Source organism: Nostoc sp. NMS8 (assembly GCF_017115045.1).
In the GTDB taxonomy this organism is placed as follows: Bacteria; Cyanobacteriota; Cyanobacteriia; order Cyanobacteriales; family Nostocaceae; genus Nostoc.
In genome coordinates this window covers 91,645-107,869 of the sequence record NZ_JABXKK010000062.1, presented here as the reverse complement: position 1 = coordinate 107,869, position 16,225 = coordinate 91,645, and the positions used below count along the sequence as shown (strand labels likewise).

Below are 16,225 nucleotides of genomic sequence, written 5' to 3'. Positions count from 1 at the left end.
TCTGTAAAATAAAAATTGTATTTTTCTTAACGTTTGTAATACCACATTAGATTAGCTAGTACCGATTACCTGTGAGGTTCCATAGAACAGGTTGCTTAAGTAACTTCCCTCATCAAACCTGATATTGTAAAGTTTCACAAAGAATTGCTGTAAAGCATAGACTGAAATTAACCAATGTTTTTACTCTATGAGATTGTTAAAAATATTTATTTTTTCGCAGTAAAAATTTACTCCATTTGAATGAGTACTTGGGTTGCTTAAGGGTAGGTTTTAAAGAAAAATTATATTCATCATCAGTATTCTTAGCAAACTATGGTCAGTTTTTGCAACCTCATCGATTGAAAAAATGCAAATAGCGCATACTCTTACGGAGAAGCTACGCACAGCTTCTCGCAAAGAATCTTTGTGGACTTTGTATTATTTACGGTAGCCTGGGTTATCTTTTATCTAGGGCGTCCCAGTGTAGTTATATATAAAACAGCTTCATCAGCAGGAATACCCAAAACTTCATTTACTTGATCGTCAAAGAATCCACCGATACCACTGACGCCTACATTCAGGTGCATTGCTGCTAAATTCAGGCGTTGCCCCAAATGACCGGCATCCATGTGTAAGTAACGGTAAACGCGATCGCCATATTGTGCGATCGCAGATTTCAAATCGGCTGTATGAAACAATACTGCTGCTGCATCCCGCCCTAATTCTTGTCCTAAACAGAGAAAATGCAACTCTCGGCGAAAGTTTTTAAACCGAATTTGGCGTAATTCTTGGGCTTTCGGTGCATAATAATAACAACCTGCCTCCAATCCTTTGACTCCGCAAACAGCGATAAATGTTTCGATTAAATTTAGATCGAAGTAGTCTGGAGAAATATCTAAACTTTGGTCAATGTAGTTTTGTGGCTGGTAAGTGAAATCGAGTAAGCTTTTCAATTCATCGAAGCTTAAATCATCACCATTGTAGGCGCGGGTAGAGCGTCGCTTGTACATGGTGATTTCTAGTTCTGACAGCTTTTGTCCCCAATCTATAGGTGCAGTATTGGTGGGAATTTTTAAACAGAAAGGAAAATTGTATTTATCCTCCAAAGATTTTTCTTGTTTAATAGTTGGTAGATTGAGATTGCCAGTTACACCAGATTGGATATGAGTGTGTCGATGAAAATATGTTAGTAGTTCGCCATCGGGGATTTGGGGATAACTAGTTTCGGTAGCGGAAGGTAAAGCAGTACATCCCAATGGCAAATTTTGATTAATATCTAACAAGTCTGCCAGAGGTAAGACAGCGATCGCACCTTCTTGTTGCGGATCGATATAAAGTAAATCGTTAACCGATTCATCCACAAAGCCACCAATTAGATGGGGGCGATAGTCAGTAATCGCACCAGCCAATTCGATATTACCCAACAGGTGTCCCGTATCCAGAAAAATCCGACGGTAAGCTCGATCTTCATAGCGCCACGCAGAACGATAGAAAACCGCAGTCACAATAATTGCTAATTGGGTATTTTCTAAAGAAGGATGCCAGAAACAAGCTGCTTGGAGATTTTGCCAAACATCATTTTCCCAATAATGCATGAGAGAATGAGTCCGACACTGGTAGTTATACAGACCAGGTGGTAATAACGACGTACCACGGGAAACCACATACACCTCAGCAGGGTATAATCCGCCTGCACTGGGAGCAGCACGTAAATACACCGCACTACCCATAGAAGGCATTTTCGCCGTTAATCCATAGCTGCGAAACAACAACCGCGAAAGTCTTTGCCACCATTGAGCATCCGGGTTATTAGCATAAGCATCTGGTTTTTCTTGGATATAGGGTTTGAGATCAAAAGTAGAGCCAATTTTGTACTCTTTAAAGGGCACTGGTTGTTTAGTCCAGTCTAAACGCTGACCTTTAGAGGCGAGAGTCTCAGGGTTGTATTTAGTCCGTTCGTGATAATGCTGGGCAATTGATTGGTGTAATTCTGGCATAGTACTTTTAATATCCTTGGGGCATCCCATCCTTTTCTTGATCTTGGCATTCATTAGCCTCATTGTTTCGTGTCAATTAATACAATCCTCAGAGTCATAAAGTGGTATTTAGTAACAATTGAATTGGGCATTGGACATGGTTATTCTCCTTGTCCCCTTGTCCCCTTGTCCCCTGCTCCCCATCTTCCGCGATAACATATAAGCGCAAAACTATCTATGGTCGAATGTGCAATGATGCCTGTACGTCAAACTTTATCAAAGCCTGATATCCAACTTTCTTATTTGGAGTGGAATCAAGGTCAAGAACCTTTATTGCTGTTACATGGCTTAGGCGACCATGCCCTTGTATGGTCTAGTTTAGGAGATTACTTGGCGGCAGACTACCACATTGTTGCGCCAGATATGCGCGGACATGGCCAAAGTAGTAAACCAGAGATAGATTATAGCTTTGAGAGTGCGATCGCAGACCTTGAAGCACTCATGGATCATCTTGAATGGAATTTTGCCCACATTGTAAGTCACTCGTGGACAGGCAAATTAGCCGCCATCTGGGCAAGACAAAACCCAAAGCGTTTACGGAGTATAATTCTAGTCGATCCGATTTTCATCTGGAAAATGCCCAGCCTTCTTAGGCTAACTTTCCCGATGTTATATCGCTTCTTGCCTTTTCTCAAAAGTATGGGCCCCTTCCCCAGCCATGAAGAAGCCGAACAACAAGCACGGCAATTAAAGCAATATGAAGGATGGAGTTCCTTACAGCAGCAAGTCTTCCAAGCAGGAATAGAACAAAAACCCGATGGGAGTTGGGGTAGCAAATTTACCATAGCCGCCCGCGATGGGATTTTTGAGGCAGTAATGCAAGTGCCCGGTTTTACAATTTCCCTTGACACCCGTGCCCTATTCGTCCAGCCAAAACAAGGACTGAACCGCCAAAATTGGCAAATCCAACCCTACAAAACCTATCTTCAAAACTTACGTATCTGCCAAGTTCCCGGCAATCATTGGCCATTTTTGACACAACCAGAGGCATTTAATCAAACAGTGGCAGCTTTCTTGGCAGAACACAGATAAAAAATCTCATCATTATTGGACGGGATTATCATACACCAACAGAAGAATTAATAGGGGCATTGGGCATTGGGCATCGCTTATTCTTCCTCACTTCCCCCATCTCCTCCACTCCCCACTCTCCATTCCCGACTCATGAGCCTTTGTATCAATCCCATTTGCCGCAAACCAAATCACCCGAATAATCATCAAAACCGCTTCTGTCAAAGTTGTGGTTCCCATCTGGAATTGCTAGGGCGTTATCGGGTGAAGTCTCTGTTGAGTGACAAAACAGGTTTTAGTAAAGTTTATGAAGCATACGAACAAGATACCCCCAAGATTCTCAAGATACTCAAAGAGGATTTATCAGGCGACACCAAAGCAGTAGAACTATTTCAGCAAGAAGTAACCGTGTTGGGACAATTCAAACATCCCGGCATTCCCAAAGAAGATAGTTACTTCCAGTATCAAACCCGAAATGGTTTAGTAGTGCATTGCATCGCAATGGAAAAAATCGATGGCTACAACTTAGAACAGTGGCTACAGCAACAAAATAGCCTCATATCCCAAGAACAAGCCATAGACTGGTTAAAACAGTTAATAGAAATTTTGAATGTAGTACATAGCAAACATTACCTACATCGAGATATTAAGCCATCTAACATCATGATTAGATCCTCCCATGATAAAAGTTGGGGAAATCTAGTACTGATTGATTTTGGCACCGCCAGTGAAATTACTAAAACCTACCAAGACCAACTTAGCAACAGCGACAAGATGACAGCACTGATGTCATCTGGCTACAGCGCCCCAGAACAAATGAATGGTCAAGCAGTACCGCAATCAGATTTCTTTGCTTTGGGACGCACCTTTGTATTTTTGCTGACGGGATACCATCCTTTAGAAATGTATGATGTCCAGCACAATTTATTGCACTGGCAAAATCATGCCATCCATATTTCACCTTTACTATTAAATTTAATTGATTGGCTAACTGCAACTGATATAGAAAAACGTCCTGTTAATGCTCAAGAAATTTTGCTTTACCTAGAAGAAATAGAAAGTCAACTAATAAAACCTAATACTATAAATATTAATACACGAGAATTTTCTGAAATTGAAAGTTCACCTGTACCGATTAAGGACAACTTATTACCTTCAAATAAGCAAATAGAAAAAGTGCCTCTATTAGCATTTTTTGCAGCACTACTATTAGTGTTAGGATTACTGAGTATAGTAGCTTTAGCAATGCGAAATTCAGACGTTTCTGAAGTCTCAAATTATAAACAGTATCCAGAAAAAAAAGGTGATATAGATTATTTTTCTTATAAAGAAGGTAAAGATAGTCAAGGAAGAATAGCTGAGTTTAATATAGCAGTCTTATCACCAGAATATAAATGGCTTTTAGATAGTAACTTTCAAATAAAATATAATGATGAAATTATTAGTGTTGACCTTTTAAAATTGAATCTAGAGCAAGAAGGTATAGAGAAAATAATGCAATCTCCTAATGAAATCATCTCTGTAGGCACAGCTTCTTGCAAAAGTGATACAGCAGTTCAAGAACGTGTAGCTTTGGAACGTTCCAAGCAAATACAACTTTTAGTGAAAAAAATATTTACTAATACACCAAATGTCAAGAAATATCGCTTATTGAATTTGGGACAATTTCAGCGAAGTAATTGTCAAAAAATTCAGGATTTAACTGCATATCAGAGAAGTGTTGTAATCATTGGCGTCAAAAAGAAATCAGCAGGTGTGATTCTTGACGAGGCGCTAAGAAATAGGTTAGAAAAGAAGCCTTTTGCTGATTTTAGATTAGAAGATTATTCTTTAGGGTCGGCACAGAAGTTTAAAACAATACCGAGCAATCTATAGATAAGTGTTTAACCGGACATGATCTGACTCCCAACTCCTGAATCCTATTTCGATAAATGGTTCATGCTCCCATCCCAGAATACCGCTTCAAACCCATACGCCAAAGCAAGCGATTCGCACCCAAAAATACTAATATCCAACCCACCATTGACCAAAATCCCCGTCCTATATCCACAGGTAGCCCTATCAAAAGACTCGCAGGAAAATCAATTAAATAGGGAAAAGGCGTAAACATAACTATTTTTCGCACTGCTTCTGGAAAGACCTCTAAAGGTGCTATCAAACCAGATAAAAATAGATAAAATAACAACCAGAAATTTTCTAAAGCGCTAGCCCGTTCTGTCCAAAAGGCGAACATAGCAAAGGTATACTGAATCAAAAATCGCAAAGCAAAAGCTAGCGCTGCCGCCAATATAAAGAGCAAAAATCTATCCAAACTTGGTATCCAAAAAGCCTGGGGATAGAGAATAAAAAATAATCCCACTAATAGAAAAGCAAAGCTTAAACGAGCAAATCTTTCAGAAATATGCCCTGCAACGTGATGCCATATTGGATCAAGCGGTTGTAGTAACTTGGGCGAAAGCTTGCCTTCCACAACCTCTTGTTCAAATTCCCAAATTACCCAAACAACAGTTAGTTGTCTGACAATAAAAACTGTAATGAAATAACGAGCAAAATCCACGGGTGATAGCCCAAACTGCCCTCCTTGTGCTGCCTGTATCCAAACACCCATAAGGATAATTGGTAAAGAGCCAGCTAAAACCCATAAGATTAGTTCTGCCCGATACTCAACCATATAGGCGTAGTATACTGATAGGAAAGTTAGGGCTTTTCTGATTATCTGCTTCATTTATTCAGTTCCCACTACAAAAATTACCCAGAATTCTCCACTCTTATAAAGGTATAAAGACGCAAGAAATCGCGTCACTACTCCACAACACCTGCCTGAAAAACTCGTCCAATTACTTCTTCCACAGGCGGTTCGGTGACAGTTAAATCAATTACCTCCAAATCCGCCAAAATCTGAGATACTGTGCGGGTGAGTGCCTCTCGCGATACCATAAAACGCACTGCTCGTCCTTCTAAAAGTTTCACATCACCATAAGTCATAAGTTTTTCTATTGGTAGAGGTTGGGCTAACTCTATGTAGACTTCTCGGTAAGGAGCAAAACGTTCCAGCAGTCCATCTAAGCTGCCGTCATACATCAACCTTCCTTGATGAATCAACAGCACTCGTTGACACAAAGCTGTGATATCAGCCATGTAGTGACTTGTTAATAGCACTGTAGCCTGATAACGCTGATTGTATTCGCGCAAGAACTCGCGTACCGCTGCCTGAGCATTTACATCTAATCCTAGCGTCGGTTCATCTAGGAATAATACGTGGGGATGATGCAAAAGTGCTGCCAACAATTCTGCCTTCATCCGCTCACCCAAAGACAGCTTCCGTACTGGTTGGGTAAGCTTGCCTTCTAGGGAAAGCATCTCTGTTAATTCTCCCACCCGTCGCTGGAACTCTTTATCAGATATGTTGTATACAGCGGCATTAATTTTAAAAGAATCGAGTGCTGGTAAGTCCCAAATTAGCTGCTGTTTTTGCCCCATTACCAAGGTAATTTTTTGCAAAAATGCTTCTTTACGCTGAAACGGAATTTGTCCAGCGACTCTGACTGTACCGCCAGAGGGATGAATCAGCCCTGTGAGCATTTTTAGTGTGGTGGTTTTACCGGCACCATTTGGGCCTAAAAATCCCACTATTTCACCAGGGGCAATTTCAAAAGAAACATCCTGAACTGCTTTAATTGAGCGGTAGGTACGGCGAAATAAGTGTGTAATCGTACCTTTAATTCCCGGATTTTTAACTGCTACTGGATAAGATTTACTCAGATTCTCTGCAATGATGATTGACATATTTTTTATATTAGAATCGCAGATGTAAGACTGATTAGCTATGAGGATGCATTTAATTAAGCTGTTCTATATATATTTAAATTGCATATATTGGGCGGGCTAGATGCCCACCCCACAAGATTTATGTTTAATTTGATTATGCAAATTAGATTTTTTTAGCTTATTAAACGAACCGCAAATTACGCCGATATTAAGTGCAAGCTTAGGGGGAAATTAGTACAAATAAATGGTCACGTTGCTTCTCTACGAGATGCTGCGTGTAGCTTGCTTCACCGCAGGGGTACGCTCCGAATTCAAAATTCAAAATTAATGATCCCCATAAATAAATTTTGGAGCTTGTATCCTTTTGGTTTTCGATCAAGAATAAATCAAGCGATGTTACGTAATACAGTATTAATTAAATGAGTTTGTAGTAAACGGCTCTAAACCTATTTTAAGAGCTAGGACAGCTTACTACAGACCTTTAATTATTTTGAGATTTTAGATTTTTCTTCAATCCAAAATCCAAAATTTAAGATGGTTTTACCGTAAACGTCCCGATCGCAGTGTACTGATAATTAACCACAAACCCAATAAACTAGCGACTGCAAACAGGATGGTGCTTAAAAAAGATAGCTGGGTTGTCTGCGCTCTGGTAGAAATAATTGCCGCACCCATAATCAGCGAACCCACTAAAATACTAAAAGATAGTCGGTTAGCGGCATCGTCCATAGTGCGCCGCACACCATCTAAACCCCGTAGTGATAGATTCCACTGTAAGGTTTCTGAGGTAACACGGTCTAATAACAGTTCGATTTGACGAGGAGATTGGAGAGACAGACTTTTCAGATCCAAGGCTGTCCGTAGGAGCGATCGCACTGGATTATCCCCTATTAACTGGCGACGAAACAAGTCTGTAATTAATGGTTTGACTTCATCAAAAAAATTAAGCTCTGGGTTGAATGTCCGCGCCACACCCTCTAAATTTGCTAAGGTTTTGGCATACAAACCCATATTACTAGGCAACCTAATTTTATTGTTGCGGGCAACTTGTAAAACTTCATAAATTATCTGACTGAAGTTTATTTGCGTGAGGCTGACATTATGATATTTTCGCAACATGCGATCGTAATCATTTTCTAACCGCGACAAAATTACTGGTTGAGCCGAATCTGATAGCTGCAAAGTTAATTGAGCGCACCTTTGAGCATCTAAATCAACGATCGCTAACAACATCTCTGTTAATATCTGCTGTGTGCGGGGATCAAGTCTTCCCACCATGCCACAGTCTAAGAGGGCGACACGACCATCTTTGAGATAAAATAAGTTTCCTGGATGGGGATCGGCGTGAAAAAAGCCATCAATATATAGTTGTTGGAAAAATACCCGAAATAACAATGTAGTTATTTCTTTACGCTTTTCGGCAGGATCTTTAACGTTGGGGTCGCTATTCAAATCTGCCGCCAGGAATGGCACCCCATCCAGCCATTCCATCACCAGTAATTTTTCTGTGGTCAATTCCCAGTTAATTTCTGCAACTACTATTTGTGTAGGATCAAACCAACGACTTTTAGATAAGTTGCGTCGCAGTTGGTCTGTAAAACCCGCTTCCCGTGTAAAATCTAACTCAGCTTCTAGAGCTTTGGTAAATTCTTCAGCGATAGATTTGATTTCGTAGGTTTGCCCAAAATCAGTCCGCGCCACTAAATCGGCAATACCTTGAATTAAAGCAATATCTTGAGCAATAGTAGTATCAATTCCCGGACGTTGCACTTTCAGAGCGACTTCTCGACCGTCTGCTAGTGTAGCACGATGGGTCTGGGCAATTGATCCGGCTGCTACGGGGATCGGGTTAACTGTGCTGAAAGTTTCTGCTAAGGGACGTTTTAATTCTTTGCGGAGAATTATTTCGATCTCTGACCAAGGAACTGGTGGCACTTCATCTTGAAGAGTTGATAGTTCCTCAATATAGGAGGCGCTCAGTAAATCTGGGCGGGTAGAGAGTAGCTGTCCAAGTTTGACGTAAACTGGCCCCAAGTCTACCAGAATATTTTTTAAAACCGCAGGTGTCGGTAGCTGTGGTTCATCAGCTTTACCACCAGTAAGTAACCTTCGCATATAGTCCCAGCCATTGCGAAGGAAAACTTCCAGGATTTCTCGTTGACGGGGAACAGTTTGGGTGAGGAACATTTTTGTAAGTTAAGAAGGTAAGCAGCAGGGGATAACAATACAACGGAAGTCGGCTCTAGCTTTGGTGCTTGTTAAAGTCTTGCTAGCTGCGGGATTGTACGGCTTCTTGGATCTTCTGTTCACTCAGAAGAGTTTTGACGTAATTAGAGCAGGAATCTCCGCCGTGTAATAAGCGATGGAAACAAGAAAATCCTTTGGAGGGAGAAATATATTTTTGATACGCAGTAATAGAATCGATGGCCATTGTCTTGGCGAGAGGCTCAAAGCTAATAATGTCCATAACTGTCAGATTGAATAACAGACAGTCAAGTTATAATAGGAAAATAGACTTTTTCGCCTCTGCCAGGGGTTTTAACTTTTATAGCAGGTCGGTAAAACGGGAATCGCTTTGGAGAATTTTGAGGATCTGCTTAATTTCCTGGGTACGTCCTTTTTTAACAACGAGTGTGACATTGCGATCGCGCACAATCACCACGTCCTCTAAACCAATAGTAACAACTACATCCTCTGGATTTGAGGCATAAATAATCGCCCCCTGGGTATCTAGCCCTATGTGGGTAGCGAGTTCTACATTGGGAGTCTCCTCTGTCTTCAGTAAGCGTTCGATTGCATTCCAATCTCCTAAATCATCCCAACCAAAATCAACTGGCAAAACGTATGCTAGAGTTGTCTTTTCCATTAACGCATAGTCTATACTCTTCTTAGGCAACTGGGGATAGATATCAGGGCCATGTTGTTCTAAAGGTTCGATAATTTCTGGAGCATGGGTATGTAGTTCTTTGAGAACAACCCCTGCCCGAAAAACGAACATTCCACTATTCCAGCTAAAACGTCCCGTAGATAAAAAAGTCTCTGCCGTTTCCCGGTCGGGCTTTTCAGTAAAGCGGTTCACGTGATAAGCTGGCAACTCATTAAAGCTACCTATTTTTTCACCTTGCTCAATGTAGCCGTAACCGGTTGATGGAAAAGTAGGCTTGATCCCCAGTGTAACGATCGCTGCTGTGCTTGCTGCCAGTTGCGTAGCCGCGCTTAATGTGTGTGCAAACGCTTCTTGATCAGCAATCCAGTGGTCAGCAGGGAAAAAGCCAATCACAGCGTCTTCTCCATAGCGCTGTTTGATTTCTAAACTTGTCCAAGCAACGGCTGCGGCAGTGTCTCTTCCTTCCGACTCAATTAATAAGTTCTGAGATGGTAGATCAGGTAATTGTTGACGTACCCCTTCAGCTATCTGACTAGAAGTAATCACCCACAAGAAATCCCACCCGCCACCGAGTTCTATCAATCGATCGGCGGTTGCTTGTAATAGACTTCTAGAGCTACCATCAAGACTTAAAAATTGCTTGGGTCGGTCTTTGCGACTCAGGGGCCAAAAACGTTCACCTTTACCACCAGCAAGGATTACGGGGAACAATAAAGTATTCATGTTGTCATACACGCCTACCGAAGAACATTACAAGTTTACAGTGAGCTTTTCCACTGGCAATATTTGTAGCTTGGATTAACATACTTTTAGGGAGTGGTTGAGTGGGGAGATAATTGTGATAAAACAAGTCGAATGGTCAGAAAATCCGGTTACATCTCAACAAGTAGTATTTGAAAATGAAGTGCGATCGTCGCAACTTCAACGGACGGAAAGTCAACTAGCGCCTGCACCAATACCCGACTCAGAGGAGGAGGATGTAGAACTAAACCAGCCGGCGAATCCGAACCGTAGCGTTGTCGAATCAGTAGGCGCGATTCCCAATCAGCTTTCTGAGAGACTGGGCTTAACCATACCTCGATGGCTGTTGTTGATTACAACGGTTGTCATTGGCATCATCTTATCTGGATTGCTAGTGTCAACGTTAGCGCTGTGGACTCCTTTATGGAGCAATCTCGATCGAACAGATGAAGATTTAGGAACTGCTGGTAAAGACGAGCAAAAAATTCCCCTACCAGGGGAGTTATGGAGCAAACTTTCCCAATATCAGCTTTCACGACCCATGAATATTTTAATTATGGGGATTGAACCACTCAGCGGTACTGTTGATGGTTCACCAGAAAGCTTTGCCGGGAAAAGCGATTCCATGCTGTTGGTACGGCTTAACCCTAGTGAAAAATCTGCAAGGGTGCTTTCGATTCCCAAAGATACGATGATCGCTATCCCCGAAAAGGGAGAAAAGGGATTAACTAAGGTATCTGATGCCAATGCCAAAGGCGGCCCAGTCTTGGCAGCACGGGTAGTTAGCCGTACCTTAAATAACGCCCCAATCGATCGGTATATCCGTATTTCTACTAGCGGATTACGGCAGTTAGTCGATCAGTTAGGCGGAGTAGAGGTTTTTGTTCCAAAATCAATGGAATATAAAGACTCTAGCAGTCGGCTGTCGATTAATTTAGTCAGTGGTTGGCAAACCCTCAACGGCGAACAAGCAGAACAGTTTGTCCGATTCCGCGAACCAGGTTTGGGAGATTTGCCAAGAGTGCAGCGTCAGCAAGCACTAACAGCAGCCCTGCTGCAACGCCTCAAGAGTCCCACCATCTTACCCAGGTTGCCTCAATTAACTCGCTTAATGCGAAAATACTTTGATACCAACCTGAAGATGGAAGAAATGATGGCGTTGGTAAATTTCGGACTTAACTTAGATCGAGATAATTTCCAAATGACCGTGTTGCCTGGTACATTTAGCCGTTTTAGCCAAGATCCTAATAGCTATTGGCTAAATATGACTGGACAACAGAGCCTACTGAATGATTATGTTGGGGTAAATGTACCTGGTCTGAAACCAGATATGCGTCAGGTTCCTAACCTCAAAATTGCTATTCAAAATGCTTCCAATCAACCTCAGCTAACTGAAAAAGTTATTGCTTATCTCAAACAGAAAGGCTTTACTAATATTTACAAAGTTCCTGATTGGCCAGATACCCAGCGCCAAACTCAGATTGTTGTCCAAAAAGGCAACCGACGAGTTGGAGTTGATTTGAAAAAAGTCTTAGGCTTGGGTCAAATAGAAGTATCAGCAATTGGTGATTTAGAATCTGATCTGACAATCCGCATTGGTAAAGATTGGAAATAGGTAGGAGTCATTAGTCATTAGTCATTGGTCATTGGTTAAATGACAAAGCGAAAAGTCTGAGCGGAGGAAACCTCCGCTCAGAACTTTGTAAGAGAGGACTAATCACAAAGGACTGCTGAAAAATAATAAAGTTATGAAAAAGATTTTACTGCGCTTTTTAGGTTTGATTGTAATTTTGCTACTAGCATTTGGGTGGATAATACTTAATCCCAAACCAGCTTTTGCTCAAGAAAACACAATCAATTACAATAATATAAATTTAGAAAATCGTGACTTTTCTCATGCTGATTTGGCAGGTGTAACATTTGTAGCAGCAGAAATGCGGGGGACAAATTTTCAAGGAGCAAATTTAACTAACGCAATTCTGACTAAAGGGGTTTTGTTAAAGGCAAATTTGGAAGGTGCGAACTTGAGTGGCGCTTTAGTCGATCGCGTGACTATGGATGGTGCTAACCTCAAGAATGCCATCTTTGCGGAAGCAACTTTAACCCGCAGCCGCTTTTACGAAGCTGATGTCACTGGCGCTGATTTTACCGATGCTTTAATTGATCGTTATCAAGTGTCGCTTCTGTGTGAAAGAGCCGATGGCGTAAATCCGGTTACGGGTGTGTCAACGCGAGATAGTTTAGGTTGTCGATAAAGAATCTCCGCGTTTTTCCAGATACCGTGAAAAGTCAGGTACGCCACTACCCATATATTTGTACCAGGTATTTTGTGCAATAGTATTATTAAAATTGTCAAAAATCAATCGCCTTTAATTACCGTTAGGAATTTCAATTAAAAATTCTGTTCCTTCTCCTGGTTTAGAAGAACATTTAATTTGACCATGATGTTTTTCAACTATTATTTGATAGCTGATAGATAATCCTAACCCTGTACCTTTGCCTGGTGCTTTGGTAGTGAAGAAGGGGTCAAATATGTGCGATCGCACCTCTTCAGGAATCCCAAGACCATTATCAGCTATTCTAATTACAATCTGATTATTAACGGCTTGCGTACTAATCCAGATAGTCAAGGGTATTCTCGGATACGTTTGGGATAATTTCAAATACCTTTGCTGGATAGTTTTAAACTTCTCCTCTAAGGCATCAATACTGTTACTCAAAAGATTCATAAACACTTGATTTAATTGTGCGGGATAGCATTCGAGCAAATGTAAATTAGCATATTCTTTCACAACCTCAATAGCTGGGCGTTCATTATTATTTTTAAGCCGATGCCCTAAAATCAGCAAAGTACTATCCAAACCTTCATGAATATCTACAGGCTTCAATTCAGCCTCATCTGTACGAGAGAAGTTTCGCAGTGATAGCACAATCTCGCAAATGCGCTCTGTTCCTACTTTCATTGACTCAAGGGTTTTCGGTAAATCTTCGATGAGAAAGTCCAAATCAGTCTTGTCAATTTTATCTTGGACAGTTGGCAATAGAGAGGAGTTTTCTCGATAAACTTTCACCACGTTTAACAGTTCTTGAGAATATTCATTTAAATGAATAAGATTACCAAAAATAAAACTGATCGGATTGTTAATCTCATGAGCGACTCCAGCAAGTAGTTGTCCTAAACCTGCCATTTTCTCGCCCTGGATTAACCTGGTTTGAGTTTGTTTTAATTCTTGCAGAGTTTGAGTAAGTTCTAAGGTTTGACGTTTAGTTTGTTCGAGTAATTCCGCTTGCTGAATCGCAATTCCCAATTGCACCCCGACTTGAGCCAGTAAATTAATTTCTTCCTCTTTCCAATAACGCGGTTGCGAATTTTGATAAGCAACTAATAATCCCCATAATTTCTCACCTTCTCGAATCGGCACAAAGGTTTCGTTACGCGGAAGTTCGTTATCGTCGTCTGTATCTTCAAAAGTTTCTATAATCATTGGTTGAGCTTGTGTAACAGGCTTCCAACCATCTTTAAAGGAATCTGCCACAAATTTACCGCTCCAATCTGGGTTGAAGCGGTAGATTGCAACTCGCTCGACTTCAAGCAACTCCCGCACAGCTTGTGTAGTGGTTCTAAAAATAGTTTTAATATCAAGTGATTGGCGGATTTTATCAATGGTTGCAGCTAGAAGTTCTTGTCGATCCATTGCTTTCTCGCGTTCAGTGGCTTCTGCTAACTGAACAACCTGCATTTGAACTTGCTTTAAATAAGAATCCTGTTTTAATGCGACTCCCAATTGCTCGGCTATTTGACTGGCAAATTCAATTTCAGAGGGTTGCCAGTAACGAGGAGCAGTACATTGGTGAATACACAACAATCCCCAAAGTTCACCTTTTTTTAATAAAGGTGCAACCATATTTGCCCGCACTTGAAATTTTGCTAAAATTTGGATATAACAACCGGGAAACTTTCCTTGATAAATGTCAGCGATCGCATTGACTCGACCTTGAGAGTAAAGGTGTGCAAAGTTTTCCCCAAAGCAGTAATCATAAACTTTTTCTGCCATTACCGAGTTACACTCAGGCACAAAATCCTCAGAAATAAATTCTCCTTCCCAATCTTTTTGCGGGTCAAAACGAAAGACTGCCACTCGGTCTGCTTGTAGCATTTTCCGTGCTTCGGTAACAGTAGTCTGGAAGATTGTATCTAAATCTAAAGACTCCCGAATTCGAGTAATCACGGTAGTTAATGTCTTTTGTTGCTCTGCTTGGTACTGAGCGTATGCCAGTAACTTATGGTGTCGAACCGCTACACCAATTTGTGTACCGATTTTGCTCAGTGATTCGACTTCATAAGATTGCCACTCTCTGGGTGAGGAATTTTGGTAGGCAGCGATGATTCCCCAAAGTTGATCTCCCTGGAGAATAGGCGCAGTTGCAAAGGCCTTTGCCTGAAATTGCTCCAACAAGGTGATATGGCAGTCTGTTAATCCGGCTTGATAAATGTCATTGACTGTAAATGTCTCGTTGTTAACGTAACGTCCACCTTGCGTCTGTTGTAAATAAGTATCAGCGTAGGCGTAGCCCGTCGTAGACATCGCAGGCTCAAGGCCAACTAAAGCAGTCCAGCCTTGAGTAAATGATTCGGCAACAAAGTTACCACTCCAATCGGGATTGAAGCTAAAAATGGCAACTCGGTCAGCTTGCAGCAGCTTACGTATTTCTTGAGTTGTGGTTTTAAAAATGGTTTCAATATCAAGGGGTGAGCGAATTTCATCAACAATTTTAGCTATTACATGATCGCGCTGAACTGCTTGAGCTAATTTTGCAGCTTGCAGTTGGACTTCATGGAGATGCTTCGCTTGTTGAATCGCAACGGCAAGATGATCCGCAATTTGACTAATAAACTCAATTTCGGATTCTTTCCAATTACGAGCCTCACTGCACTGATGAATACAAAGCAATCCCCACAGTTCTTTCTTCCACGTTAGAGGGACAACAAGATTAGCCTGTACCTGAAATTTACTCAAAATTGCCAGATGACAATCACTCAGTCCCGCCTTGTAAATATCTGCTACTGCTTCCACTTGACCTTCTTGATAACTGGAAGCAAACTGTTCTCCAAAGCAGTAGTTGTACACCTTCACTGCCATTACTGAGTCCCAGCCAGGTGCAACATCCTCAGAAATGAATTCTCCTTCCCAATCTTTTCCTTGTTCAAACTGCAAGACTGCCACTCGATCGGCATTTAGCAATTGACGCACTTGTGTAACGGTCGTTTGAAAAATTGTTTCTAAGTCAAGAGACTCCCGAATTCGTACAATTACACTCGCCAGAGCCTTTTGTTGCTCTAGTTGTTCTTGAAGTTGAGCGCTAGACAAGAGAAGTTGATTTTCTGTGAAATTTGAATTGGGTTCCATTGCGCTGGATTATTTTGTTTTTATACAAGGGTTCCTCACGCCAAACTTCACGGAGTTAAAGGGTGTTAAAAATATGACAACCTGCAATTTTTTACAGAGTTTAACTATTTCCCAGAAGATGGTTATTGTTATAGTTCCCCTTTCTCGATCTATCCTCGTAATAAGTTAAAAATAATTTTGGCTTGTACACATTGAAGAAGAATTCAGGATCGGAGCCGGAAATTCCGAAAGCTCCGGTCAGAATCAAGATGCGACTCGACTAACTAGCAATTCGCTGTATCATAGCAATCTCAGGAATTCAATTTTCAGCCTTCGCTTTGCCAATACCAAGGGTAAAAGCATTTAAAATAACTAATTTGTGGAAATTTACCTGACAGACTGCGGAATTTCAGGTT

The 16,225-nt window shown here is 41.2% G+C and carries 11 protein-coding genes; 4 read left to right on the top strand and 7 right to left on the bottom strand.

Features of this window, described 5'->3' with window-relative positions:
• Positions 1-443: 443 nt before the first annotated feature.
• Positions 444-1,976, bottom strand: coding sequence for a SagB/ThcOx family dehydrogenase (locus HWQ39_RS11200; protein WP_292844197.1), 1,533 nt, complete (start codon positions 1,974-1,976; stop codon positions 444-446).
• A gap of 234 nt (positions 1,977-2,210) precedes the next feature.
• On the opposite strand from HWQ39_RS11200, the gene HWQ39_RS11195 reads away from it, so the two are divergent.
• Entirely contained in the window at positions 2,211-3,047 is an 837-nt protein-coding gene (locus tag HWQ39_RS11195; protein WP_292844419.1) for an alpha/beta hydrolase, read from the top strand.
• A gap of 132 nt (positions 3,048-3,179) precedes the next feature.
• Positions 3,180-4,901, top strand: a complete 1,722-nt coding sequence (locus HWQ39_RS11190) for a serine/threonine-protein kinase (protein ID WP_292844195.1) — start codon at positions 3,180-3,182, stop codon at positions 4,899-4,901.
• 61 nt (positions 4,902-4,962) lie between these two features.
• On the opposite strand, the gene HWQ39_RS11185 is transcribed toward HWQ39_RS11190, so the two are convergent.
• From HWQ39_RS11185 to HWQ39_RS11165, 5 genes are all read right to left on the bottom strand, one after another.
• Complete coding sequence (locus HWQ39_RS11185; protein ID WP_292844193.1) at positions 4,963-5,751, bottom strand: ABC-2 family transporter protein; 789 nt, start codon at positions 5,749-5,751, stop codon at positions 4,963-4,965.
• Positions 5,752-5,828: 77 nt separating this feature from the next.
• Positions 5,829-6,812 carry an ATP-binding cassette domain-containing protein gene (locus tag HWQ39_RS11180; protein ID WP_179066376.1) on the bottom strand — a complete coding sequence of 328 codons (984 nt, stop codon included), beginning with the start codon at positions 6,810-6,812 and terminating at the stop codon, positions 5,829-5,831.
• Positions 6,813-7,334: 522 nt separating this feature from the next.
• Positions 7,335-8,981, bottom strand: a complete 1,647-nt coding sequence (locus HWQ39_RS11175) for an AarF/ABC1/UbiB kinase family protein (RefSeq protein WP_292844190.1) — start codon at positions 8,979-8,981, stop codon at positions 7,335-7,337.
• A gap of 82 nt (positions 8,982-9,063) precedes the next feature.
• Entirely contained in the window at positions 9,064-9,225 is a 162-nt protein-coding gene (gene yidD / locus HWQ39_RS11170; protein ID WP_292844188.1) for a membrane protein insertion efficiency factor YidD, read from the bottom strand.
• A 114-nt stretch (positions 9,226-9,339) separates the two neighbouring features.
• Positions 9,340-10,404: a mannose-1-phosphate guanylyltransferase gene (locus HWQ39_RS11165; protein WP_292844186.1), complete on the bottom strand. Its 1,065-nt coding sequence runs from the start codon at positions 10,402-10,404 to the stop codon at positions 9,340-9,342.
• A 115-nt stretch (positions 10,405-10,519) separates the two neighbouring features.
• Between HWQ39_RS11165 and HWQ39_RS11160 the strand changes: the two genes are divergently transcribed.
• Positions 10,520-12,037 (top strand): LCP family protein, encoded by a 1,518-nt coding sequence (locus HWQ39_RS11160; RefSeq protein WP_292844184.1) that lies wholly within the window; start codon positions 10,520-10,522, stop codon positions 12,035-12,037.
• 133 nt (positions 12,038-12,170) lie between these two features.
• Positions 12,171-12,677: a pentapeptide repeat-containing protein gene (locus HWQ39_RS11155; RefSeq protein ID WP_292844182.1), complete on the top strand. Its 507-nt coding sequence runs from the start codon at positions 12,171-12,173 to the stop codon at positions 12,675-12,677.
• 114 nt (positions 12,678-12,791) lie between these two features.
• Here the strand turns inward: HWQ39_RS11155 and HWQ39_RS11150 are convergent, their stop codons facing one another.
• Entirely contained in the window at positions 12,792-15,830 is a 3,039-nt protein-coding gene (locus tag HWQ39_RS11150) for a GAF domain-containing protein (protein ID WP_292844180.1), read from the bottom strand.
• Between the last annotated feature and the right edge of the window lie 395 nt (positions 15,831-16,225).